Here is a 23,855-nt window from a genome sequence, read left to right as displayed (position 1 = left end):
CCGTCCGTCCCGTGCGCGGGGGCGGCTAGTTCTCTTCTGTGCCCGAGGAACCGCTGGTCAGCGTGTCGACCTCTTCGAACGTCTGGAGCAGCGTCTGGGCGTCGATCGCGTCCAGGTTCTTGTTCTTGGTCTTGTTCGCCTCTTCGATGGTGTCGGTGAGAGCTTCCTTGAGCTCCTTGAAGAGTTCCATCTGGTCACCGAGCAGCTTGTCCAGGGAGGTCGCGACCGACTTCACGCTCTCGACCAGCGTCGGACCGGAGATCATCTTCTCCCGGCCGATCAGTCCGATGCGCAGGATCTGCGACTCCTGGTCGAGGTTGTCGGGCGTGGTGTAGCCGCCGATCAGCTCGCTGAGGGGGCGGATGCGGGCCTCGCCTGTGCCCTCGCCCTCCTCCTTGTGCTTCTTGGCTTTGGTGTAGACCGGGTGGACCTCGTTGTCGCGGAAGTTCTCCATCTGCTTGAGGTCGAAATGCTTGACGTCGGCGTGCTCACCGGCCATGGGACGTCCTCCTGCGATCGGGCCCGGATCGGGTCACTGGAACGGAGCTGGGGGAAGCCGGGGCCGCCGCCACCGCCTACGGCGCGGAGGCGGCCCGCGACCGGAAGGCTAACGAGCCCGCACGCCACCCCAGTTGTCGGCGCTCCTGCGCTCGTCGCGGGAGTGGTTGTCGTGGATGCTCTGGACCAGCTCACCGCTGTCGCCGAGGAGCAGGGCCATGTTCTTGGTCGCCTGGTCCCACTCGGCCTGGACACCGCGGTACATCGCCTGGTCGTCACCCTCCCAGGAGGTGACGAGCGGCTTCAGCTCGTCCTCCAGGTTGTTGAGGGTGGTGATGATCTGCTGGGTCTGCTGCTTCAGCTCCTCGATCGCGTTGCGGACCGTGGAGTACTGCACATCGATGATGCCGTCGGCCATGACATCTCCTCTCGGGTGGGGGGCGGATCAGCGCAGTGCTTCGAAGACGCCTTGGCTGGTCTTGCTGTTGAGCACCTCGGTCAGGTCCTGGTTCTCCTTCGCCAGCCGGTCGGCCGACGTCACGTTCTCCTGGAGCGCGTCCACCATCTTGCTGATCTGGACGACGACCTTCTGGGCCTCGCCGTTCCAGCTGCGGAACAGCTTCAGCAGGGCCTGGCCCTCGTCGCCGCCGACACCCGAACGAGCGGCGATCTCCGCGACGTTGTTCTGGATCTTCTCGACCGCGGCCCGGGCCGACTCCAGAGAGGAGACACCTCCCAAGCCCTTGGCATAGTCCGCCCGCCTCTGGCCACTGTCAGCCATGTCGCGCTCCCTTCGTTGAGTGACTCACATCGCACCGTTGCCCGCTGAGGCTAAAGAGAACTCGCCGCGCGGCGCAACGTATGTAGGGAAGATTTGAGCATGAATCTGCCCGTCAGAATCCTTGCACACCAACGAAGTTGTCCGAAGGTTTCGGTGAAATGAACGCGCCTCGCATGCGGTTGGCTGTTGCGGTCCATACGGACGGGAAACGGGCAGCCAAACAATTCGAACGGTCATCGCGGCAGCCCACTCTCTGAGCTTTTCCTGAGGTTTCTCTCCGGCGAGTTATGTTGGAAGCCTCACATTCCCGCCCCCTTTTTCCTTTCTTCGGCACCGTATGAGGGGGTATGCCTGGATCACGGCCGGAAGTCGACTGTGTCGCCCTTGCCGGAAGGGCACTTGGGGGCCGTGACCCTGGGCTCCGCGGCGCCCGAGGCGGCGGCCGGGTCCAGGTCCGCGCCGGTCGGCAGCGCCGCGAGGAGCGGTGCCGGCACCGAGGCGATGTCCCCTTCCCCGTACCCGAGCGCGCCCAGGGAGCCCTTGGCCGGGACGCGGTACTTCACCCCGTTCTCCGCCACCAGGTAGGTCGTCCCCGCGTGTGCCGCACCGCTGGCGTGCAGGGCCCGCACCAGGGCGCCGCGTCCGGGGCGTACGACGGTGGCGTCCGTCCGGGCGCAGGCGTCGGCCACCGGCTGGGCGGCCCCCTGCGAGACCGCGACGGGGGCGAGCCCGGTGAGCGGCACCAGCACCGACCGGATCCGGGCGCCGCCGTTCCCGCCGTCCACCTGGGCGCAGAGCGCGGTGCCCCGAGGCGCGGGCTGCGGGACCGGCGGCGTGCGGGGCAGCTCCGCGGCGGCTCCGGCGGGGGCCGTCTCCTTCGCCCGGTGCGTACGGAGTGCGTCGGCGCCGACCTCGCGGGCCTCGGGCGAGCGCCCCTCGTAGGCGTCCTTCTGGGTGGCCGGGTCGCCCAGCACGAGGGCGGCCTCCAGCCGGGACAGCGGCACCAGGCCGTCCTTGCGCAGCAGGTGGTACGTGGAGCCGCCGCCGGGCACGCTCACCTCGAAGAGCTGGCCGATCCGGCTCGGTTCGCCGCCGAGCACCGGGCCTTTCTCGCCGCGCCCCGGGGCCGCCGGCGGCTTCAGCGCGGGGCCCGGGGCGAGGGCGTCGAGGAAGGCGGCGGAGACGGGCATGGCCCGCTCGGAGCCGAAACCGAGGGCGTTGCGGGCGTCGGAGGGGCCGTCCAGGGGCAGTCGGCTGCCCCGCCACACCAGGTACTCGGTGCGGTCCGGGCCGCTCACCAGCACCCCCCGGTCGGCGCCGATGTCCTGGGTCTCCAGCGGCGCCCCGGCGACCAGGGTGGTGGCCCCCGCCCGGTCGACGCCGATGCCCGTGAGGCCGCCCGCGGTGCTGGGCAGCGCCCCGTCCGGGCCGGTCACGCACATGTGCCAGGCCCCGGCGTCCAACTGGGCGGGGCCCGGCAGGGTGTCGGGGGCGCCGGGGATGCCGGCCGGGGACCCGATGGGCACGTCCCGCAGCGAGGCGGTGGAGACGTCCACGGCCTTGAGCTGCGCGCCTCCGATCAGCCGGGCCGAGGCGTAGTTGCGCACCGGGTGGAGTACGCCGTCGGTGCCGGTCCACAGATAGCGGGCGCCGGTCTCCCGGTTGACCACCAGGTTCTCGCCCTTGCGCCAGGTCTCGTTGCCGCCGGGTCGCAGCAGGCCGTAGACGGTGGCGCCGGCGCCGATCAGGACGGTCACCAGCAGGCCGAAGACCACTCCCCGGGTGGTTCGGCCCAGCGGGCTCTCCGGGGCGTCCGGGTCGGCCGTCAGCAGGCCCGAACTGAGCCTGCCCATCATGAAACCGTGGGCCTGCACCTGGTCGCGCTTGGACTGCACAGCCTCTCCTCAACTCTTCTTCGATGGGCCGGCGTACGGGGTGTTCCGGCCGGGTGGGCCGTACGGGGAGCAGCTCAGCCGAACAGGCCGCGCAGCCAGCCGAAGAGGCCCGCCACCCACAGGGTGAACGGCAGCAGGGCGACCGCGAGGCCGGTATGGGCCAGCTCCGCCGCCCGGCCCCAGTAGGGCAGCATCCGGCGGCCGGGCACGATCCACGACGCGGTCACCAGGGCGGCCGCCACGGCGAGCAGCACCGCGAAGACGACCACCCTTCCGTCGGCGTCGCTGTCCACCGCCCAGGCGCGGGCGAGCAGCAGGAGCCCCCAGATCCCGGGCACCGCCAGGGTGAGCCGCTGGCCGATGTGGACCAGGCCCCGGGAGTGCAGGAGCAGCAGCAGGGCCAGCGCGAGCGCGGTGAGCGTCTCGGGGAGGTCCGGGGTGTGGGCGAGGACGGCCAGGGCGGCGGCGGCGATGGTGCCGGTGGCGGCGAAGAGCGCGGTGACCCAGCGCCCGGCCAGTTCGGTGCGCTCGGCGACCTCGTCGCCCGCGTACGGGTCGATGCCTTCCTGGAGCTGTCCGGCGGAGGACGGCAGGGAGGGCATCCGCATTCCGGCCAGTTTGAAGGCGAACGGGGCGACCGCCCCGGCGGCCAGCGCGACGATCGTGGCGACCAGCGCCACGGCGGCGGGCACGTCCAGGCCGGTGTAGCCCATCAGGGCGCCGGAGATCGCGGTGGCGACCGCGACCACCGCGGTGGCCAGCAGAGCCGGCGCGCCGACGGCGGTGGCGGCGAGCGCGAGGACCGCGCCGCCCGCCGCCGCGGCACCGGCGGCGAGGAGCCGGGCACCGACGACCCGGGCCGCGTCCGGTCCGGTCACGTCACCGCCGGGCAGCACCCAGCCGACCAGGGCGAAGCAGGGGGCGACCAGCAGGCCCAGCGCGGTCGCGGAGAGGCGGTCACCGACCGCGCGGCTGGCGGAGCCGGCCCCCGCGAGGAGCAGCACTCCGGCCACGGCCGCGCAGGCGGCCCGGATGGCGGTGGAGTCGGCCACTCCGGGCCAGAAGACCAGCACCAGGGCGGCCGTCACGGTCGCCACGGCGGTGCCCACCAGCAGGCCCCGGGCGGCACCGGCGTGCCAGGTGTGCAGCCGGCGGCCCACCGTCTCGGCGATCCCGTCGACCAGGTCGTCCAGCCGCGCCTCGGGCAACGCCTCGGTGTGCGGGCGCAGATGGAGCACGGCTCCGTCGGCGAGACCGGCCTGGGCCAGGGTGGTCTCCTCGTCGAGCGGGGCGTCGCCGAGCCGCTGGAGCACCCAGCCGGCGTGGTCGAGCCCGGCCTCCTCCGCCTCCTCACCGACGTACCGCAGGAGGGTGGGGAGCAGGTCGGCGACCGGCACGTCGGCGGGCACGGCCAGATCGATGGTGACGCTCGGCGCACGTACGGTCAGGCGGCACGATTCGGCCACCGCACTGTCGGTCATCAGCAGAACTCTCGTCTTCCGTGCGGGCTTTGAGGAAGCTTCCCCGGGGAGAAGTAATGTGCGAACAGTACGGATAAGTCCGCTTGGCTGTGAACCGGGGTGCCGGGAGGGGGAATTGCGCCCGCACACCCGGCGCCCGCCACTCCCGCGTGGACAGGGCGCGTTCCGTGAATGCAGACTACTGCCTGCGGCCACCGGCCGTACTGCGGGCCGGGGTGAGCAATCCGGCAAACGGGCGGCCATCAAGGAAGTTGGCCGTCCCCGCTATCCGCTCGAAACATTCACGCGGCGTTCATCGGGGCACCCGCGCCCGATGAATCCGACGGGTGCGGCCTTTCCTCCTCGCGGCGGGGCCGGTATTCGGGGCGGACCCTCCGCGAGGAGGAAAGGCCGCAAGCCAGTGACCGGAGGTTCTCTTCCTTGAGTGTCGTGCTGTTTCGCCGCCCGGCCCGCAGGCGCGGGCCGGAGATGCCCGAGGGGCAGTTGACCCTCCAGGAGCCCCCGGTCCTCGCCGAGACGGTGCCCGACACCTCGGCGGTGTGGACCTATCTGCCGATGGCCCTGATGTCGGTGTCGATGATGCTGATGTTCCTGCGCCCCGGCGGCGGGAACGGCGTCTTCATGTATCTGGCGATGGGCGTCATGGCGCTCTCGGCCGGTGCCATGCTGCTGGGTCAGCTCATGCGCCGCTCCAGCGAGCGCAAGCAGCGCCTGAAGGGTGAGCGCCGTGACTACCTGCGCTACCTGGCGCAGACCCGCAAGCGGGTGCGGACCACGATCGCGGAGCAGCAGCGGGCGCTCGCCTGGCGCCATCCGGAGCCCGCCTCGCTCCGCTCGCTGGCCCGCACCTCCCGGCTGTGGGAGCGCCGCCCGGCCGACGAGGACTTCGGCGAGGTCCGGCTCGCGGTCGGCGAGCAGCAGCTCGCCCTCACCCTGAACCCGGTCTCCACCCGCCCGGTGGAGGACCTCGAACCGCTCTGCGCGCACGCGCTGCGTCGCTTCATCCGCGCCTACTCCACCATCCCCGAGCAGCCGCTGGGCCTCTACCTGCGCTCCTCGGCGCGGATCCTGCTGCGCCCGGAGGAGGCGCCGGACGAGGAGACACCTGGTGCGAAGACCCTGGAGCACGATGCCGTACGGGCCCTGGCGCGGGCCATGCTCGGCCAGCTCGCGGTGTTCCACGCGCCGGAGGAGCTGTGGATCGCGTTCTGTGTCAGCGACGAGCGGCGGCCCGACTGGGAGTGGGTCAAGTGGCTTCCGCACGTGCTGGATCCGCACGAGGAGGACGGGGCGGGCCAGGCGCGCCGGATCACCGCCGACCTCACCGAACTGGACGATCTGCTCGGCGCCGAGTTCGCCGAGCGGCCCGGCTTCGACCCGGACGCCCGCCCCGGCCGCGACGAGCCGTACACGGTGATCGTGCTGGACGGCGTCAGCGTGCCGGAGGGCCACCGCTGGGAGGGCCACGGCTACCGCAACGCCCTGATCCTGGACGTGTCCGGGGCGCTGCGCTGGCGGCCCGGCCGCAACACGCTGCGGCTGACCGTCGGGCCGGACCAGGTGAGCCTGGTGCGCACCGACCGCAGCCGCAAGGAGCGCTCGGTGGAGCTCGGCCGGCCCGACCGCCTCGGGCCGCTCGGCGCGGAGTCGCTGGCCCGGCTGCTGACCCCGCGGCGGATGAGCCTCGGCAGCGACATCGCGCAACCGCTCGACACCGACGTCGAGCTGACCACCCTGCTCGGCATCCCCGACCTCCACCGGCACGATCCGCAGACCCTCTTCGACCGGCACACCGGCTCCGGCCGGCTGCGGGTGCCGATCGCGGTCGGCGTGGACGGCCGCCCGGTCGAGCTGGACATCAAGGAGTCCGCGCAGGGCGGCATGGGCCCGCACGGCATGCTCATCGGCGCCACCGGCTCCGGCAAGAGCGAGCTGCTGCGCACCCTGGTCCTCGGCCTCGCGCTCACCAACTCCTCCGAGACCCTCAACTTCGTCCTGGTCGACTTCAAGGGCGGCGCCACCTTCCTCGGTCTGGAGGAACTCCCCCACACTTCCGCCGTCATCACCAACCTGGCCGACGAAGTCGCCCTGGTGGAGCGCATGCAGGACGCACTCCACGGTGAACTCATCCGCCGCCAGGAGCTTCTCCGGTCGGCGGGCAACTACACGTCGGCCCTGGAGTACGAGCGGGCCCGCGCCTCCGGGGCGGACCTCGCGCCGCTGCCGAGCCTCTTCGTGGTGGTCGACGAGTTCAGCGAACTGCTCTCCACGCACCGGGAGTTCATGGAGCTGTTCGTGATGATCGGGCGCCTCGGCCGCTCGCTCGGCGTGCATCTGCTGCTCGCCTCGCAGCGGCTGGACGAGGGCCGGATGCACCAGCTGGAGAGCCACCTCTCGTACCGCATAGGGCTGCGCACCTTCTCCGCGATGGAGAGCCGCGGGGTGCTCGGCGTACCGGATGCCTACGAGCTTCCGGCCGCGCCCGGCAGCGGCTATCTGAAGTCCGGGGTGGAGGCGCTGACCCGGTTCCGGGCCGCGTACTCCTCGGGGACGTACCGACGTCGTACGGGGGCCGTCGTGCAGGCCCGGGTGGCCAGCCAGGTGGTGCCGTGGACCAGCGGCTGGGTGGTGCCGCGCACGCTGGAGGCGGCGCCCGAGCCGGAGCCGGAGACGGAGGAGGCCGAGGACGAGGAGGCGCTGCTGGAGGTGGCGCTGGAGCGGCTCCAGGGCTCCGGTCCCGCCGCGCACCAGGTGTGGCTGCCGCCGCTGGACGAGCCGTCACCGCTGGACAGCCTGCTGCCCGGCATCGAGCCGGACAAGGTACGCGGCCTGACCGCCGCGCGGTGGCCGGGCACCGGGAAGCTGCGGGTCCCGGTCGGGCTGGTGGACAAGCCGTTCGAGCAGCGCCGCGACCCGCTGATCGTGGACCTGTCCGGGGCGGGCGGCCATGTCGCCGTCGCGGGCGGTTCGCAGAGCGGCAAGTCGACGCTCGCCCGGACGCTCATCGCGGCCCTGGCGCTGACCCACACCCCGGCCGAAGTCCAGTTCTACTGCCTGGACTTCGGCGGCGGCGGCCTCTCCCAGCTCGCCGCGCTCCCGCACGTCGGCGGCGTCGCCGCGCGGCTCAACCCGGAGCGGGTGCACCGGGCGGTCGCCGAGGTGATGACGCTCCTCGCCCGCCGCGAGCAGTTCTTCGTGGACCACACGCTCGACTCCATGCAGTCCTACCGGCGCCGCCGGGCGGCCGGGGAGTTCCCCGACGAGCCGTTCGGCGATGTGTTCCTGGTCGTCGACGGCTGGTCCACGGTCCGCCAGGACTACGACGACCTCATCCCGAAGTTCAACGAACTCGCCGCCCGGGGTCTCAACTACGGCATCCACCTGATCATCACCACCACCCGCTGGGTGGAGCTGTCCGCGCAGGTCCGCGACCAGGCCGCGACCCGGCTGGAGCTGCGCATGGGTGACCCGATGGACTCCGAGATCGACACCCGTAAGGCCCGTACGGTGCCGCGTACCGGCGGCCGGGGCATCACCTCCGACAGCAAGATGCACTTCCTCGCCGGCCTGCCCCGGCTGGACGGCAGCGGCTCCCTGGAGGACCTCGGTGAGGGCGTCGCCCACCTGGTCGCGGAGATCGGCCGGCACTGGTCCGGTCCGTCCGCCCCGCAGGTGCGGATGCTCCCCCACCGCCTCCCGGTCTCCGAACTGCCCGCGCCCGAGGCCACCGAGGGCGGCGGCATGCGCCTGGCTCTCGGGCTCGACCAGGACGCGCTGGAGCCGGTCTGGCACGACTTCAGCCGCACACCGCACCTGATCGCGGTCGGTGACACCGAGAGCGGCAAGACCAACCTGCTGCGGCTGATCACCCAGGGCATCACCGCGCGTTACGCCCCCGAGGAGGCGAAGATCATCGCGGTGGACTACCGCCGTACGCTGGTCGACGCCATTCCCGAGGAGTACCGCATCGGCCACGTCATCTCGCTGGACAACCTCAACGAGACCATCGAGGGCGCGGCCCGCGCGATGAAGACCCGCCTCCCCGGCGCCGACATCTCACCGGCCCGGATGCGCGCCTGCGACTGGTGGACCGGTCCCCGCCTCTTCATCCTGGTCGACGACTACGACATGGTCTCCGGCAACTCCTTCCAGAGCCCCTTCGAGCCGCTCTTCGAGAACCTGACGCTCGGCTTCGAGATGGGCCTGCACCTGGTCGTCGCCCGGAGCGCGATGGGCGCGGGACGCGGACTGAGCGACGGCCTGATCCGCCGCCTGGACGAGGCCAACAACCCGGCCGTCCTGCTCTCCTGCCCGCCCACGGAGGGCCGCCTCTTCGGCAACGCGAAGCCGCTCAACCTGCCGCCGGGCCGGGCCCTGCACATCCAGCGCCGCAAGCCACGACTGGTGCAGACGGCGCTGGTGGAGTAGCGCGGAGAAAGTTACGCGGACGAGGCGCCCTCCCCCGCCGGGAGGGCGCCTCCCTCGTTCAGTCCCTGGTCAGCCCTTGGCCGGGCCGGTACCCGCCGGGCGCCAGCCCCGGGCACGGGCCCGGCTGAGCGCGAAACCGGCCCAGAGGAGGGAGAGGACGCCGGCCGACCCGAGGAGCACGAAGAGAGTGGCCCGCCCGGTGGCCCGGTCGGTGTCGGAGGTGTCGCGTACGGCCACGGGCTCGGCGGCCCGCTCCGGACCGGCGGCGGGCGCTCCGGCGGCGCCGAGCACCGTGGTGACGGCGGCGTAGGCGTCCAGCTGCGGGATGTCGGCCGGGTACGCGGTGGCGGTCAGCCGACGGGTGACCGCGTCGGCCGGGTCGTCGGGGTGGGCGGCGCGGACGGCAGCGGCGGCCCCGGCCGCGTACGCGGTCGCCACGGCGACGCCGCCCCCGAGGTAGTGGCCCTTCCCACGCGGCCCGCCGGAGACCACTCCGGCGCCGGGGGCGGCCAGGTCGACGGCCGCTGTGGGCAGCGCGCCGTCCGGGCGGGCGCCGGCGGGCAGCATGTCGGCGACGGCGAGGACACCGGGTTCGCCGGCGGGCCAGTAGGTACGGGAGGGAATGTCGTCGCCCGAGACCCGGGTCGGCGGCTCCGGGGTGGCGGCGGCGATCACCACCGCGCCGGCCTCGCGGGCCTCGGCGACGGCTCGGGTGAGCTCGGTGTCCTTGCGCGGGAGGGCCACCGCGACCGCGATGACGTCGGCCTTCGCCGTGGTCGCGGCCCGCACCGCCGCCGTGACGAGCGCCTCGTCCGGCTGCCCGCGCCGGTCGGTGCCGCGCAGGGCCAGGACCTTCGCGTCCGGGGCGACCCCGGCCAGCCTCGGGGTGGGCCCGCCGGACCCGGCGATCAGCCCGGCCAGGAACGTACCGTGTCCGACGCAGTCGTCGGCCGCCTCGCCCTCGGCGGTGACGCGGCCCTTGAGCCCGGCCGCCTCGGGGTCGACCCCGGTGGAGATCAGCGCGACGGTGACGCCCGCGCCGGTGGAGTGCCGGTGGAGCCGGTCCAGGTCGAGGCGCTGGCGGGACCAGTCCTGCTTCTTGGCCTCCTCCTTGGAGGCGGGCGTGCAGGCGACGGCGTCGGCCCGGGGATCGAGCGCGGTGGGCATTCCGGGCAGCTCCTGGCCCTTCTCCCCGTCCTTGTCGCCTTCCTTCCCGCCGTCCTTCTCGCCGTCGGCGGCGGGGAAGGCGATGGGCGTACGGGGATGGGGCGCGGCCTGGGCGGGTACGGCCAGGGGCAGCACCAGGGCGGCGGTGAGCCCGGCACCGTACAGCAGGCGGGTCGTCCCTCGCACCGGCGGCCTCACTGCGGGACCGCCTTCGTCGCGGCGGCCGTGACGTCGGCCGGGAGCAGGATACGGAGGTCGTCCAGGGTGGGCGCGGCCAGTGAACTGAGCCTGCCCGCCTGGCGGGTGACCATCGACTCGACCACCTGGCGGGCCAGGCGCGCGTTGCCGAAGGAGCGGTCGCGGGGCAGCGCGTCGAAGTGCTCCTTGAGCAGCGGCCCGGTGCCGGGACCGCACTCGTACCCCATGGCGGCCGCCTGGGCGCGCACGATGGTGACCAGCTCCTCGGAGGAGTAGTCGGCGAAGGCGATCCGGCGCGGGAAGCGGGAGGAGAGGCCGGGGTTGGAGGCGAGGAAGCGTTCCATCTCGTCGGTGTAGCCGGCCACGATGACGACGACCTCGTCGCGGTGGTCCTCCATGAGCTTCAGCAGGGTGTCCACCGCCTCCTGGCCGAAGTCGGCGCCGCCGCCGCGCGGGGTGAGGGTGTACGCCTCGTCGATGAACAGCACGCCGCCACGGGCCTTCTCGAAGACCTCACGGGTCAACTGGGCGGTGTGGCCGATGTACCGGCCGACCAGGTCGGCGCGGGCCGCCTCGATCAGCTGACCGCGTTCCAGGACCCCGAGCTGGGTGAGCACCTCCCCGTAGAGGCGGGCGACGGTGGTCTTGCCGGTGCCGGGCGGGCCCGTGAAGACCAGGTGGTTGCTGAGCGAGGGGACGGGGAGGCCGGCGGCGGCGCGGTGGCGGGCGGTGGTGATGAGGTTGACCAGGTCGGCGACCTCGCGCTTCACCTCGGCCAGGCCGATCATGTCGCCGAGGCGGGTGAGCGGGTCGTCGGCCGGTGCGGCGGGCCCGGTGGCCGTCGCGGCGGCGGTGGCGGAGACGTCGTCGGGCAGGAGCAGCCGCAGATCGTGCTCGGTGACCTGCGGCTGGGCGGAGAGGCGGACGGCCTGCCGGTCCACCATCTCCTCGAACACCCCGCGCGCGGCACGGCCGTTGCCGAATCCGGCGTCGCGGTCCATCGCCCCGAAGTGCGCGGCGAGCGCCTCCGCCGTGCCGTCACCCAGCTCGTACTGGTGCTGGGCGCACATGCTCTCCATGATCGCGACCAGGTCCGGGACCGAGTAGTTCTCGAACTCCACGGTCCGCGAGAAGCGGGACGCCAGACCGGGGTTGGAGCTGAGGAAGGAGTCCATCTCACGGGAGTAGCCGGCCGCGACGACCACCACGTCGTCGCGGTGGTCCTCCATGAGCTTGAGCAGCGTGTCCACGGCCTCGCGGCCGAAGTCGGCCCCGCCGCTGCCGCTGTCGGCGGTGAGGGTGTAGGCCTCGTCGATGAAGAGCACGCCGCCTAGGGCCCGTTGGAAGGTCTCGGAGGTCTTGATGGCGGTGCCGCCGACGACCTGGGCGACCAGGTCGGCGCGGGAGACCTCCACCAGGTGGCCGCTGCGCAGCGAACCCAGCTCGGCGAGGATCGCGCCGTAGAGGCGGGCGACGGTGGTCTTGCCGGTGCCGGGCGGGCCCGCGAAGACCAGGTGGCGGCTCATCGGCGGTGCGGGCATGCCGAGTTGTTCGCGGCGCTGGGCGAGCTGGGTCAGGTTGACCAGGGTACGGACCTGCTGCTTGACGTTCTCCAGGCCGATCAGCGCGTTGAGGGCGCCGAGCGGGCCGTCCGCGCGGTCCGGCGGAGGCGCGTCGGCGGCACCGGACCCGGCCGGGTCGGTGTTCTCCGCGCTGCCGCTGCCCCAGGCATCCCGCTTGCCGTTGGAGACGCTGTTCAGGCCGTCCACGGCGAGCCGTTCGCCGGGGGCCGTCTGCACCAGGCCGCCGCCCTCGTTCTCGCGGGCGGTGCAGTTGACGAGCGAGACGGGTGCGGTGGACTCGACGCGGAACCCGTCCTGGGCACCGCCGTTGGCCTCGCAGCCGCTGAGCGAGGCGAGCGCGCCTTCGCGCAGCAGGAAGCCGTGGCCCTTGGGGGCGTGGACGGTGGTGCGGTTGGCGGTCAGCTCACCGCCGGAGGCGACGACCACGCCCTCCTCGCCGGAGATCTCGACGCGGAAGTCGCGGACGGTGACGTTGCCGCCGTCCTCCACGATCAGGCCGCTGGTGGCGGTGTCGGAGACCCCGCCACCGGCCAGGTAGAGGGTGGAGCCGGAGGCCACCCGGACACCGGCGCCCTGCGGCCGGACGATCTCGCAGTCCTCGACGCGGCCGCGGGCGTCCCGGGTGGCCGCGATGCCGTCGCCGGTGGGCTCGACCAGGCGGGCCCGGCGCAGCAGCGGGTTGGCGCCGCCCTGCAGCGCGACGGCGGGCGAGGAGCCGATGACCTCCAGGCGGTCCAGCTCGGGCGCCGCGTCCTCCTCCAGGAGCAGGCCGGCCCCTTCGCAGTCGCGGACGGTCAGCCCGGTCAGCGCCGGCGAGGAGGCCCCGGCCACGCGCAGCGCCGCGCCCTGCGCCCCGTCGACCCAGCAGTCCTCGAAGGTGCCGCGCGCCCGGTCGGTGACGACGACGCCGTGGCCGCGTACGCGCGAGACACGGCAGCGGCGCAGGACCGGGTCGGTGCCGCCGGCCAGCGCGATCCCGTTGCCGGAGGCGCCGGTGACGCGGACGTCCTCCAGGGTGGTGCGGCCCGAACTGCTCAGGTGGACACCGGTGCTGGTGTCGTGCACGACGGTCCGCACGACGGAGACGGCGGAGTTCTCCTCCAGCGCGATGGAGGGCTTGTCGGTGGAGGAGATGTCGCAGTCCTCGACGGTGCCCCGGGTCTCGCCGTTGGCGAGCAGACCGTTGCCGCGGGCGCCGCGTACCGTGCAGTCGCGGATCCGCGCCTCGCCCTGCTCGGCGAGGACCAGGCCGCTGGTGCCGAGGTGTTCGAGCGTGCAGGACTCGACGGTGGTGGGCGTGGTGGAGGTGACGACGATGCCCGCGCCCTGCGGGTTGCTCACCCGGCAGTCCCGCAGCGCGAGGGAGCCGGTGCCGCCGGCCAACATGGCGGTCCAGGCCGCGCCGACGATCTCACACCCGTCGAACGCGGCCTGCCCGCGCCGCACATCGACGGCGGGCAGCTCGGAGTCCCCGCCGCGCAAGGTGAGTTCGGAGAGCATCACGGCGTCGGCGCGCAGCGCGATCACGCTGCCCGAACGCGGCCGGATCTCCACCGTGCCACGGCCTTCGGCGGCGGTGAGGGTGACCCGGGTGTGGATCACCAGGTTCTCCGCGTACGTTCCGGGCCGGACGCTGATGAGCGCACCGGTACGGGCGGCGGCGAGCGCCTCACCGATCGTCGCGAAGCGGCCCCCGGGGCCGACCGACAGTACCTGGCGCGACACGCACCAACCTCCTTGCTACGGCGGCGCCCTCGGTGGACGCCCCTCTTCTCCGGGGACACGGTCCCAGCGGCCCGGCGATGCCATCATGCCCCGTCACGGGCGGACGGCTGCCGGGGGGCGGGCTCCCGGCGGCCGGATACCCGGGTCAGGAGCTCCACTTCTGGTTGGGGTTGCCCGTGCACTCCCACAGGATCAGATACGTGGACGGGCCCCGGCTCTTGCTGTGGTTCGGGATGTCGACGCACATGCCGACGACCGTGTTGACCAGGTCGTGGGCGGGGTTCAGGTCGAACTTCTGGGCGGCGGACCCGTTGCACCAGGCGAGCTGGATGGGGGTGCCGTTGCGGAAGACCGCGCCTGCCACGTCCAGGCACTTGTCCCGGGCGCGGATGGTGCCGTCGGAGCCGATGCGCCATTTCTGGGCGTCGGCGCCGTTGCAGTCCCACATGAAGAGCCGCTGGCCGTCGTTGAAGTTGTGGCCGGGGACGTCGACGCAGCGGCCGGAGAGGTGGCTGCGGAAGGAGAAGGGGCCCCGGAAGGTGACGGCGGGCTGGGCCTTGGCGGGCTGGTTCTTGGCCTTGGGCTGAGCCTTGGGCTCCGCTTTGGGCTGCGCCTTGGGTTCCGCCTTGGGTGGATTAGCCTTCTTCGGCGGGTCGTCGGGAGAGGCGCCCTTCTTCTCGGCCTCGCTCTCGCCGCTGCCGGTCGGTGGCGCGGCGGGGGGAGCGACCTGCCGTACGGGCTGATCGGCCTTCGCCGCCTTGCCGGCGTCCTTGTCCTCGGCCGGGGAGCTGGTCTCGGGTGCGGTGACGGCGAACTCTCCGGGCGCTTCCGGTCCGCTCCCGTCGAGCACGGTCCCGGCCGCCGCCGTGGACGGCTGCTCGGGCCCCTTGTCGTCGTTCCCGGCGAGTACGAGGAAGGGCACGGACACGAGGAGCGCCCCCGCCACCGCGGCCCCGGCGAGCATGGCCTTACCGGGCCGCCCGACGGGCCCGGCCTCCTCCTGCGGCTTGCCGATGGCGGTGGCGGTCATGGTCCGTACGAGGGCGGGGAGCCGGCTCTGAGCGGCGGCGGAGGCACCGGGATCGGGATCGGTGTCGGCCTCGGGAGCGGCGGCGCGGGGTTCGGAGCCCTGGCCCTCGGGAGCGGCGGCCGCTTCGGGCTTGACCGGCGCGGGAGCGGAGCCGGGCTCAGCGGTCGCATCGGGCTGAGCTGTCTCGCCGGGCGCGGCTGCCGCACCGGGCGCGACGGAAGAAGCGGGAGCAACGGGACCCGCGCCGGCAGAAGAGCGCTCGGCTGCTGCCCCCTCGCTCTCGGCTCCGGACTCCGCGCGAGCCTCTGGGGCGGCGGGGGCCTGCTGGGAGGCGGAGGCCTCCTGGGACGAACGCGTCATGGGGTGCTCCCTGTGGTGTGGGGCCAGGGTTCGGTGGAGCTGGGGCCGTCCGCCGCGCTCATGGCGCCGGGAAGGCTGTCGGCCGGAACGAGCAGCGGAGCGGCGGCCCCGGCGTTGACCATCAACAGGGCGCCGGAGGCGCTCACCGCCCTGGCCAGCTCCGTGGCGGGCAGGCTGTCATGGTGAAGTGCCGAGGACATGAACGCATGAGTGGGCGATGTGAACAGAAGTGCCACCGGCACCCCGTCCCGCCCGGCGGCCATCAGCGGCCCGCCGTCCGGCCCGCGCACCACGGAGACGTCCGCCCCGGCGAGTTCCGCGAGGGCTTCCCCGACCGTGCCGTAGCCGGTGGCAGCCCGCTGGGCCGCCGCGTCCACGGGATCGGTGGGCTCCGGCCACCCGAGGACCCGGGCCGAGGGCCGGTACGCCGCATTGGGGCGGTACTCCCACACGCCTCCGTCCGCGTCCGACCGCCACTCGCCCAGCACGGCCCACTCCGGCGGCGTCCGGTCGGCGTCCCACTCCGGATCGACGACTCCGACCCAGTGCCCAGGCGCCCGGCGGGCGGCTTCCCGTACGGCTTCGGGCACCATCGGGGCATCAGGAACGGCCAACAGGTCGTCCTGCCCGCCCTCTTGTCGCTCTTCGGCCCGTATCTCCACCTGAACTCTTGACTCCGTACACATTGCTCGAGCGCCGAACGGCCTGCCTGAACCGCCGACAGTGATCAGATCGGGAAGCCAACAGAATGTCATACGACTCCTGCTGACGGGGTCTCGCCGCAGCTCCGTATCGGTCGCCGACATGCCCGTTTGCTGCCCGAACAGGGAACGTTCCGGGACCAGTGAGGCGCGGAAGGACAAAGCGACGGGGACGTTCTCGGGGAGACACCGCTCACCTTCCGCGCGACGGGCTACGTTGAGCACGCCACCGAGGAGGAGTCACCGCATGCCCCCCGAGCACACCGACACCGCGGCAGCCAAAGCCCAAGCGGAGAAGGCCGCCACCACACCGACCGAGGAGACGAAGACCTCGGCGACCAGCCCCGAGGCGGCCCAGACACCGGCTCCCACACCGGAGTCGGAGACATCGCCTCCGACCTCCGAGGCGGAGGCCTCGCCACCCACCGCCGAGGCGGAGCCCGCCACCACGCCCGGCGAGACCACCACGGCGGCGCAGACGGCCGAGGAACCCGAGTCACGCACAGCGGGCCTGGCCGTGGCGACGGCCATCGGCACGACGCCGGCCGCCAAGACCCTCACCGCCACCGACAAGGGACGCCCTCGCACGCCGATCCTGGCGGGAGCCGCGTTCGTGGGCGCCGCGCTGGTGGCGATACCCGTGCTCCTGATGGGCAGCGCGAACGACGAGGAGCCCCGTAACACCGGCACAGCGCCGGTGGCCGGAAGCGCCGACACGGTCCTCAATCCGGAACCGGCCCCGGCGGCCCTGGACGACTACGTGGCGGTGAAGCCCACGCCGTCCCCGACGGTACAGAAGAAGATCGCCCCACCGCCGGCCCCGGTCGCCCCCGCACCCGCCGCGCCCGCACCGCAGCCCAGCAAGAGCCCGCCACCCGAGAAGAAGTCCGAACCCACCCCCACCCCGAAGCCCAAGCCGAAACCCAAGCCCAAGGCGGCGCCCCAGCCCAACTGGGGCACCCAGACGGTCTCCGCGACCAGCTCGATCGGCGTCGGTCAGTCCTGGGCCACCAACCGCATCCGTATGACGATGCAGCAGGACGGCAACCTGGTCGTCTACAACGAGCAGAACAAGCCCATCTGGGCCGCGATGACCTTCGGCGAGAACCATCGCGCGATCTTCCAGCCCGACGGCAACCTGGTCATCCACAACGGCGAGGACCGCGCCATCTGGGCCTCCAAGACCCACGACTTCGGCGGCGCGCAGATGGTACTGCGCCCCGACGCCAAGGTGGTCATCGTGCACAACGGCCGGGTGGTCTGGTCGACCTGACCGCTGTGGACGCAATACCGCGGTCCACGCACCGCACCTGATCCGGTACCGCTGACGCCTCCCGGAGAGGGGCGGATCGGCCCGGCCGTCACCGCCGCGCTGCGGTGGCACCGGCCGGGCGTCCTCGCTACGGCACGGGCTGCTGCTGCGTGACGCAGTGGATGCCGCCGCCCCCCGCGCCGAGGCGGTCGATGTCCAGCTGCTCGACGGCGCGGCCGGGGTAGAGGCGGGTCAGGGTGGCCTTCGCGGCCGCGTCGGCGCGGGAGTCGCCGAAGTGGGCGCAGATGACGGCACCGTTGCACAGGTAGTAGTTGGCGTACGAGGCGAGGAAGTCCGGGTTGCCGGAGCGGATCCGGTCGTAGTCCGGGCCCTGGAGCCGGGTCACCTCCATCCGCCCGCCCGCGGCGGTCGTCGACCCGGTGAGGATGCGGTGCTGCAGGCGCGCGTCCTTGGCGTAGGCGTCGTCGTCCGTCGCGAGGGGCATCTGGACGAGGGCTTCGCCGGGGGCGAGGAAGCGTGAGGTGGCGTCGACGTGGTTGTCGGTGATGTCCTGCCCGTAGACGCCGTCGAACCAGATGACCTTGGACGCGCCGTACGCCTCGCACATCTCGGCCGTCAGCGTGCGCTCCGGCATTCCGGGGTTGCGGTTGCGGTTGCGGTTGAGCAGGCTGCTGCGGGTCGCCATCAGGGTCCCCGCGCCGTCCTGTTCGATGGCGCCGCCCTCGCCGACGAACTCGGCGTAGGTGAAAGGCACTCCGGTGTACGCGGCGATCCGTTCGGCGACCAGGGCGTCCTTGGCGTGGGCCTGCTTCCGGCCCCAGCCGTTGAAGTTGAGGCCCACCGCGTCCAGGCCGCCGGCTCCGTCGGTGCGGAACACCGGGCCGGTGTCCCGCATCCAGCAGTCGTCGACGGGGATGGAGGTGATGACGGTGACCGATGTGCCGCACTGGGAGCGCGCCTTGGCCGCGCTGGCGGAGTTGGCCAGCATGATGACCGGCTCGTACCGGGCGATCGTACGGGCGATCAGCGCGATGTCGGCCTGGATGCCGGCGAGTGCTCCCCGGCCCCAGATCGCCGTGCTGTCGGGCCAGGCCATCCACGTACGGGTGTGGCGGACGTCCTCGATGGGGACGCGGTAGGTGCCGGCGGCGGGCCGGCGGACCGGTGCGGCGCCCGCGCTGCCCTGGACGGCCGCCAGGGCAGCGCCGGCGGCGGTGAGCCCGGCGGCCGCCAGGAATCTGCGCCTGTTCGGCCGGGGTCCTGAGGAGGTGCGGGGGGTGCTGCTGCTCATGTGATGCCTCCTGTTGTCTGCCCGCGAAGAGGTACGGGCCTTACGGGGAGCACCCGGTGACGTGGGGTCACAGGGCGCGTCGGGCGGCGGCGATCTGGTCCGGGTCCCAGCCGGGGTGCGGCACGGAGTCCAGGAGCAGACGTGTGTAGGGGTGCCGGGGGGCGGCGAGGACGTCGGCGGTGGCACCGGCCTCGATGACCCGGCCGTGGCGCATGACGATGAGGTCGTCGGTGACGCAGCGGACGACGCCGAGGTCGTGGGTGATGAAGAGGTAGCCGACAGCGGTCTGTTCGCGGATGTCGGCGAGCAGGTTGAGGATCTGCGCCTGGACGGACACGTCGAGAGCGGCGACGGCCTCGTCCAGGACCAGGACGGCCGGCTCGACGGCGAGGGCGCGGGCGATCGCGACGCGCTGGCGCTGGCCGCCGGAGAGCTGTCCGGGCCGGGCGTCGGCGGCGCGGGTGGCGAGGCCCACCTGGCCGAGGAGTTCGCGCACCCGGCGCGGGTGGTCCCGGCCGGGGAAGTGCAGGCGCAGGGTCTCGTGGAGGACCGCGGCGACGGACGTCCTCGGGTCGAGCGAGAGGTAGGGGTCCTGGAAGACCATCTGCACCTCGCGGGCGCGGGCCAGGCGCCGGGCCCGCCCCCGTACGGTCGCGGGCCGCGTCCGGCCGCCCGCGACGACCTCGCCGGAGTCGGCCTGTTCGAGGCCCACGACGATCCGGGCGGTGGTGGTCTTCCCGGAGCCGGACTCGCCGACGATGCCGAGGGACCCGCCGCGCGGCAGGGTGAAGGAGACGCCGTCCACGGCGCGTACGGCTCCGTAGGTACGGGTGAGGCCGACGGCCTGGAGGGCGGGTTTCGGTGTCGCGGACCGGCGGGCGTGCTCGGGCGTCACCGCCCGGCCGGCGGGGCCGGCCATCGGCGCCGGCTCTCCTTCCGAAACGTCAGGCATCCGCGGTTCTCCTTCCGAGGCGGTCGCTGTGGTGGCAGGCGGCCTGCTGTCCGGGCCGGTCCGGGACCGGCCGGGGCTCCGGTTCCCGCTGGTCGCAGAGTTCCGTGGCGAGCGGGCAGCGCGGGGCGAAGAGGCAGCCGGTCACCTCCGTACGCAGGTCCGGGGGCTGCCCCTCGATGGCGGGGAGCCGCCCGGAGGGGGCGTCCAGACGAGGCGTGGAGGCGAGGAGCGCCGCGGTGTAGGGGTGGTGGGGGCGGGTGAACAGGGCGTGGGCGGGGCCGCTCTCGACGATCCGGCCCGCGTACATGACGTACACGCGGTCGCTGAGCGCGGCGGCCAGGCCGAGGTCGTGCGTCACGAACAGCAGGCCGGTGCCGAAGCGCTGCTGGAGCCGGCCGAGGAGGGCGACGACCTCGGCCTGGGTGGTGACGTCGAGGGCGGTGGTCGGCTCGTCCGCGAGCAGGAGCGCGGGGTCGCCCATGAGGGACGCGGCGATCATGACGCGCTGGAGCATGCCGCCGGAGACCTGTCCCGGGTACTTACCGAGCACGGAGGCGTCGACGCCCACCGCTCGCAGGAGTTCGGTCGCGCGGGCGGTCGCGGCGGTCCTGCTCGTCGTCCCGGTCAGGACGGAGCCCTCGGTGAGGAAGTCGCCGATGCGGCGCAGCGGGTTGATGGCCGCTCTCGGGTCCTGGAAGATCATCGCGACGGTGCCGGTGCGCAGGGCCCGTACCTGCTCGGCGCTCATGGTGAGGACGTCGTCCCCGGCGACGGCGACCGTGCCCTCGGCGAGGGCCCCGGGCGGGAGCAGGGAGAGGGCGCTGCATGAGGTGAGGGTCTTCCCGGAGCCCGACTCGCCGACGAGCGCGACGGTCTCGCCCGCGGCGACGGTCAGATCGACGCCGTCGAGGACGCGCCGCGCGGTTCCGGGGAGCGTGATCCGCAGCCCTTGGATGTCGAGTACGTTCGGCGGTGTCATGGGGTCCTCCTGGCGACCCGGTCGGCCCAGCGTTCGCCGACGACGTTGAAGGCGACGACGGTCAGCACGATGAGGACGCACGGGACCACCGCGGACAGCGGGTATCCGTGCTGGATGGCCGTCTGTCCGTCGAAGACCATGCGGCCCCAGTCGGGGGTGAGCGGAGGGACGCCGAGCCCGAGGAAGGAGAGGCCGGCGAGGTCCATGAGCGCGTAGCCGAAGTTGATGGTGGCCTGGGCGAGGACGACCGGGGCGATGTTGGGCAGGATGTGGCGCAGGCAGATGGCGAACGGGGAGTGGCCCTGCACCTGGTAGGCGCTGACGTAGGGGCGCGTACGTTCGGCCAGGACGAGGGAGCGGGTGAGCCGGCTCACGTACGGCAGGTAGGCCACCGCGAGGGCGATGACGGGGGCGAGCAGGCCCTCCCCGTGGACGGAGATGACGATGATCGCCAGCAGCATGCCGGGGAACGCGAAGACGAGTTCCGTACTGCGGGAGAGTACGGAGTCGAGCCAGCCGCCCCGCCAGGCGGCGGCCATGCCGACGGCGACGCCGAGGACGGTGGAGAAGGCGACGACGCCGAGCGGGCCCAGCAGGGAGGCGCGGGCTCCGACGAGGAGCCGGGAGAGGGTGTCGCGGCCCGCGGAGTCGGCACCCAGGGGATGGTCGGCGGTGGTTCCGGCGAGGGCTTGGGAGAGACCGACCGCGTTCGGGTCGTAGGGGGCCAGCCAGGGCGCGAACAGCGCGGCGAGGACGATGAGAGCGACGAAGGCCAGGCAGAACGCGTGGAGCGGGGCCCCGGCCGAGCGGGCCTTGATCCGGGCGAGGCCGGGTCTGCGGGTGAGGACGGCGGTCATGCGGCGGCCCCCCTCGTACCGAGGGTGATCCGAGGGTCGACCACCGGGAGCAGCAGGTCGACGAGGAGGTTCACCGCCATGAACAGGGCCACGATGATCAGGGAGATGGCCTGTACGGTGGGGAAGTCCTTGGTGCTGGTGGCGAGTTCGAGGAGCTGGCCGATCCCGCCGACGCTGAACGCGCTCTCCACGAGGATCGTGCAGACGAGCAAGGTCGAGACGATCAGACCGCCGGTGGTGAGCACGGTGCCGAGGGCGTTGCGCATCACATGGCGGCGGATCACGTGCCGTTCGGGCACTCCGCGGCTGCGGGCGACGGTGACGTGTTCGCTGCCGAGGGCATCGAGCATGGCCGAGCGGGTGACCCGGGCGAGCATGCCGATCAGGTAGAGCGCGAGGGCGACGGCGGGGAGGGCGAGGTGCCACAGGGTGTCGAGGAGGCCGTCGCCGGAGCCGCTGCTGGGGAACCAGCCGAGTCGGACGGCGAACAGCCCCTGGAGCAGGACGGCCGCGACGAACGACGGTGTGCCGACGGCGATCGTGGTGCTGATCAGGACGGCCGCGTCGGTGGCACCGCCCCGTACGGCCGCGATCCGGCCGAGGAACAGGCCGGCGGCGACGACCACGGTCAGCGCCATGGCGATCAGCAGCAGGGTGGTGGGCAGGCGGTCCGCGAGGAGGCCGGAGACGTCCGTACGGTAGGTGAAGGAGCGCCCGAAGTCGCCCTGGACCATGTCGCCGAGCCAGCGGAGGTAGCGGACGGCGAAGGGGGCGTCCAGGTGGTACTGCGCGTTGATCGCGGCGACGGCTTCCGGTGAGGCGGACCGGCCGGAGAGCAGGAAGCTCGCCGGGGAGCCGGGGGCCAGGTACATGGCGCCGAACACGACGAACGAGGCGATGAGCAGGGTGGCGGCCATCTCCGCCACGCGCCGCGCGGCGAATCTCAGGAGGTTCATGGCGCGGCCCCGACATCGGCGGCCCACGGGTGGTAGAGGTAGGCGATGGTGGTGGGGGCGCCGGTGATCCTCTTGTTGAGGAACACGGAGGTCGGCCACTCCGCGACCGGGATCCACAGCAGGCGGTCGGCGGCGTGCCGCTGGAGCTTCGCCACGATCCCGGCGCGCCGCCCGGGGTGATAGGCGGCGGTGGCCTGTTCGACGCCCCGGTCGTAGCTCTTGTCGCTGTATCCGGCGAAGTTGAGGTAGGCGCCGGTCTTGAAGTTGGCCAGCAGGTCCAGCGGATCGGTGATGGAGTGGTAGTAGGTGAGCGGGAACATGTCGATGCCCTCGCGCGCGCCCGGATCGGTGAACAGTGCGGTGAAGGCGTTGGGCGCGATGGACTTGAGCCGGATGTCGAGGCCGATCTGGGTGCCTGCCGCCTGGACCGCGGTGGCCAGGAGCGAGACGTCCTGGCCTATGGAGCTGGTCGCGACGGTGAGCTTGGCGCCGGTGGCGCCGGCCTCCTCGATCAGCTTCCGGGCCTTGGTGAGGTCGGGTTCCGTCGGCGGCAGGCCGTCGAAGGCGGCGTTCCGCGTGCGCTCCGGCGCACCGGCCCAGGCGGCGCGCGCGGTGAGCGAGCCGGTGGCTCTGCCCGCGTTCCCGAGCCCGGCCTTCACGAACCCGGTGCGGTCCAGCGCCAGCGAGAGCGCGCGGCGGACGCGGAGGTCGCCGAGCGGGCCGTCGAGGTCGGTGATGCTGACGTTGACCGTGCTGAGGCCCTCGCCGAAGTAGAGGGTGCCCGCGCCGCTCTCCCGGAGCCGGGCGTAGCTCTCGGTGGGGATCAGGTAGCCGCCGTCGACCTCGCCGCTGAGCAGGGCGTTGGTCCGGGCGGACGGATCGGTCAGGAAGCGGAAGACGACTTCGGCGGCCTTCGCCGGGGCGCCCCGGTAGCCGTCGAACCTCGCGAGTTCGATGGACCGGCCCTTGTGCCAGGCGCGGAGCTGATACGGCCCGGTGCAGGCGAGGCCGCCGGTGGTCCCGTACTCCCGTCCCGCCTTCTCGACGCCCGCCCGTGAGGCCACGACGCCCGCGGCCGTCGCCATGTACTGCGGGAACTGGGAGTCGGGCCGCTTCAGCTTGACGGTGACCTGGAGCGGGCCGGTCCTGGTGACGGAGGTGACGTTCTGGAACATCTGGGCCCACGCCGCGGCGTTGTCCGGGTCGCGCTGGCGGCCGAGGCTGAACACCACGTCGTCGGCGGTCATCGTCCGGCCGTCGTGGAACCGGACGCCCGCGCGGAGGTCGTAGACCCAGGTGGTGGGGTCGGGGTTGGACGCCTTGCGGGCCAGGCCCGGTTCGACGGTGAGGCCCGGGGTCCAGCGCATCAGGCTCTCGCAGACGTTGGACAGGATCGTGTTCTGCGGGTAGTCGAAGGCCACGGTGTAGTCCAGCGTCGGCGGCTCCGCGTACACGGCCCAGGAGAACGAGTCGATCGCGCCGGCCGGCCGGGGAGTGCCGGCCGACAGGGCGAAGGAGCCGCCGGAACCCGCTCCACCGGTCGGCGGCCCGGCGCAGGCCGCGAGCACCGCGAGGCCGGTCAGGGCGCCCGTCACCGCGGTGAACCGGCCGCGCGGGCGGCATACGCCGGTGCCGGACCGGGAACGGCCGCGCGGAGGGCGTCCGCCGGTGCCCGGCCGGGGTGGCATCGTCATCGTGGC

Annotated in this window: 17 protein-coding genes; 2 read left to right on the top strand and 15 right to left on the bottom strand. The window is 72.9% G+C overall.

Annotated elements, in window-relative coordinates; genetic code table 11:
* Positions 1-25: 25 nt before the first annotated feature.
* The 5 genes from ACIRR8_RS27310 to eccD form a co-directional block, all read right to left on the bottom strand.
* Positions 26-499, bottom strand: a complete 474-nt coding sequence (locus tag ACIRR8_RS27310) for a type VII secretion system-associated protein (protein ID WP_404069718.1) — start codon at positions 497-499, stop codon at positions 26-28.
* A 108-nt stretch (positions 500-607) separates the two neighbouring features.
* Positions 608-916, bottom strand: coding sequence for a WXG100 family type VII secretion target (locus ACIRR8_RS27305; RefSeq protein WP_327221020.1), 309 nt, complete (start codon positions 914-916; stop codon positions 608-610).
* Between the two features lie 27 nt (positions 917-943).
* Positions 944-1,279 (bottom strand): hypothetical protein, encoded by a 336-nt coding sequence (locus ACIRR8_RS27300; RefSeq protein ID WP_003970669.1) that lies wholly within the window; start codon positions 1,277-1,279, stop codon positions 944-946.
* A 356-nt stretch (positions 1,280-1,635) separates the two neighbouring features.
* Complete coding sequence (gene eccB, locus ACIRR8_RS27295) at positions 1,636-3,174, bottom strand: type VII secretion protein EccB (RefSeq protein ID WP_404069715.1); 1,539 nt, start codon at positions 3,172-3,174, stop codon at positions 1,636-1,638.
* 74 nt (positions 3,175-3,248) lie between these two features.
* The gene (gene eccD, locus ACIRR8_RS27290) at positions 3,249-4,655 is read right to left on the bottom strand and encodes a type VII secretion integral membrane protein EccD (RefSeq protein WP_404069713.1); all 1,407 of its coding nucleotides are present in this window, start codon (positions 4,653-4,655) and stop codon (positions 3,249-3,251) included.
* Positions 4,656-5,075: 420 nt separating this feature from the next.
* Between eccD and eccCa the strand changes: the two genes are divergently transcribed.
* Positions 5,076-9,083, top strand: a complete 4,008-nt coding sequence (gene eccCa / locus ACIRR8_RS27285; protein ID WP_404069711.1) for a type VII secretion protein EccCa — start codon at positions 5,076-5,078, stop codon at positions 9,081-9,083.
* Positions 9,084-9,152: 69 nt separating this feature from the next.
* On the opposite strand, the gene ACIRR8_RS27280 is transcribed toward eccCa, so the two are convergent.
* From ACIRR8_RS27280 to ACIRR8_RS27265, 4 genes are all read right to left on the bottom strand, one after another.
* Positions 9,153-10,448 (bottom strand): S8 family serine peptidase, encoded by a 1,296-nt coding sequence (locus ACIRR8_RS27280; protein ID WP_404069709.1) that lies wholly within the window; start codon positions 10,446-10,448, stop codon positions 9,153-9,155.
* Entirely contained in the window at positions 10,445-13,756 is a 3,312-nt protein-coding gene (locus ACIRR8_RS27275; protein WP_404069707.1) for a right-handed parallel beta-helix repeat-containing protein, read from the bottom strand. Before ACIRR8_RS27275 ends, ACIRR8_RS27280 begins: the two co-directional genes overlap by 4 nt.
* A 145-nt stretch (positions 13,757-13,901) precedes the next feature.
* On the bottom strand, positions 13,902-15,146 hold the full coding sequence (locus ACIRR8_RS27270) for a ricin-type beta-trefoil lectin domain protein (RefSeq protein ID WP_404069705.1): 1,245 nt from the start codon (positions 15,144-15,146) through the stop codon (positions 13,902-13,904).
* Positions 15,143-15,808, bottom strand: a complete 666-nt coding sequence (locus tag ACIRR8_RS27265) for a type VII secretion system-associated protein (protein WP_404069703.1) — start codon at positions 15,806-15,808, stop codon at positions 15,143-15,145. Before ACIRR8_RS27265 ends, ACIRR8_RS27270 begins: the two co-directional genes overlap by 4 nt.
* Positions 15,809-16,094: 286 nt before the next feature.
* Between ACIRR8_RS27265 and ACIRR8_RS27260 the strand changes: the two genes are divergently transcribed.
* Entirely contained in the window at positions 16,095-17,120 is a 1,026-nt protein-coding gene (locus ACIRR8_RS27260) for a mannose-binding protein (protein WP_404069701.1), read from the top strand.
* A 127-nt stretch (positions 17,121-17,247) separates the two neighbouring features.
* Here the strand turns inward: ACIRR8_RS27260 and ACIRR8_RS27255 are convergent, their stop codons facing one another.
* From ACIRR8_RS27255 to ACIRR8_RS27230, 6 genes are all read right to left on the bottom strand, one after another.
* Complete coding sequence (locus ACIRR8_RS27255) at positions 17,248-18,411, bottom strand: agmatine/peptidylarginine deiminase (protein ID WP_404069699.1); 1,164 nt, start codon at positions 18,409-18,411, stop codon at positions 17,248-17,250.
* Between the two features lie 67 nt (positions 18,412-18,478).
* Positions 18,479-19,330 (bottom strand): ABC transporter ATP-binding protein, encoded by an 852-nt coding sequence (locus ACIRR8_RS27250; protein ID WP_404069750.1) that lies wholly within the window; start codon positions 19,328-19,330, stop codon positions 18,479-18,481.
* A gap of 25 nt (positions 19,331-19,355) precedes the next feature.
* Positions 19,356-20,342, bottom strand: a complete 987-nt coding sequence (locus ACIRR8_RS27245) for an ABC transporter ATP-binding protein (RefSeq protein WP_404069697.1) — start codon at positions 20,340-20,342, stop codon at positions 19,356-19,358.
* The gene (locus ACIRR8_RS27240) at positions 20,339-21,199 is read right to left on the bottom strand and encodes an ABC transporter permease (RefSeq protein WP_404069695.1); all 861 of its coding nucleotides are present in this window, start codon (positions 21,197-21,199) and stop codon (positions 20,339-20,341) included. Before ACIRR8_RS27240 ends, ACIRR8_RS27245 begins: the two co-directional genes overlap by 4 nt.
* Entirely contained in the window at positions 21,196-22,155 is a 960-nt protein-coding gene (locus ACIRR8_RS27235) for an ABC transporter permease (RefSeq protein ID WP_404069693.1), read from the bottom strand. Before ACIRR8_RS27235 ends, ACIRR8_RS27240 begins: the two co-directional genes overlap by 4 nt.
* The gene (locus ACIRR8_RS27230; RefSeq protein WP_404069691.1) at positions 22,152-23,849 is read right to left on the bottom strand and encodes an ABC transporter substrate-binding protein; all 1,698 of its coding nucleotides are present in this window, start codon (positions 23,847-23,849) and stop codon (positions 22,152-22,154) included. Before ACIRR8_RS27230 ends, ACIRR8_RS27235 begins: the two co-directional genes overlap by 4 nt.
* Between the last annotated feature and the right edge of the window lie 6 nt (positions 23,850-23,855).

The sequence above is a fragment of the Streptomyces sp. NPDC101178 genome (assembly GCF_044767965.1).
Lineage (GTDB): Bacteria > Actinomycetota > Actinomycetes > Streptomycetales > Streptomycetaceae > Streptomyces.
The sequence above is the reverse complement of the archived record's forward strand: the minus strand, read 5'-3'. Positions and strand labels throughout refer to the sequence as shown.

Coding starts and splice junctions, on each gene's coding strand:
- ACIRR8_RS27300 (WP_003970669.1), bottom strand. CDS start 1,279: ATGGCTGACAGTGGCCAGAGGCGGGCGGACTATGCCAAGGGCTTGGGA.
- ACIRR8_RS27230 (WP_404069691.1), bottom strand. CDS start 23,849: ATGACGATGCCACCCCGGCCGGGCACCGGCGGACGCCCTCCGCGCGGC.
- ACIRR8_RS27240 (WP_404069695.1), bottom strand. CDS start 21,199: ATGACCGCCGTCCTCACCCGCAGACCCGGCCTCGCCCGGATCAAGGCC.
- eccD (WP_404069713.1), bottom strand. CDS start 4,655: ATGACCGACAGTGCGGTGGCCGAATCGTGCCGCCTGACCGTACGTGCG.
- ACIRR8_RS27310 (WP_404069718.1), bottom strand. CDS start 499: ATGGCCGGTGAGCACGCCGACGTCAAGCATTTCGACCTCAAGCAGATG.
- ACIRR8_RS27235 (WP_404069693.1), bottom strand. CDS start 22,155: ATGAACCTCCTGAGATTCGCCGCGCGGCGCGTGGCGGAGATGGCCGCC.
- ACIRR8_RS27260 (WP_404069701.1), top strand. CDS start 16,095: ATGCCCCCCGAGCACACCGACACCGCGGCAGCCAAAGCCCAAGCGGAG.
- ACIRR8_RS27245 (WP_404069697.1), bottom strand. CDS start 20,342: ATGACACCGCCGAACGTACTCGACATCCAAGGGCTGCGGATCACGCTC.
- ACIRR8_RS27270 (WP_404069705.1), bottom strand. CDS start 15,146: ATGACGCGTTCGTCCCAGGAGGCCTCCGCCTCCCAGCAGGCCCCCGCC.
- ACIRR8_RS27255 (WP_404069699.1), bottom strand. CDS start 18,411: ATGAGCAGCAGCACCCCCCGCACCTCCTCAGGACCCCGGCCGAACAGG.
- ACIRR8_RS27250 (WP_404069750.1), bottom strand. CDS start 19,330: ATGGCCGGCCCCGCCGGCCGGGCGGTGACGCCCGAGCACGCCCGCCGG.
- ACIRR8_RS27305 (WP_327221020.1), bottom strand. CDS start 916: ATGGCCGACGGCATCATCGATGTGCAGTACTCCACGGTCCGCAACGCG.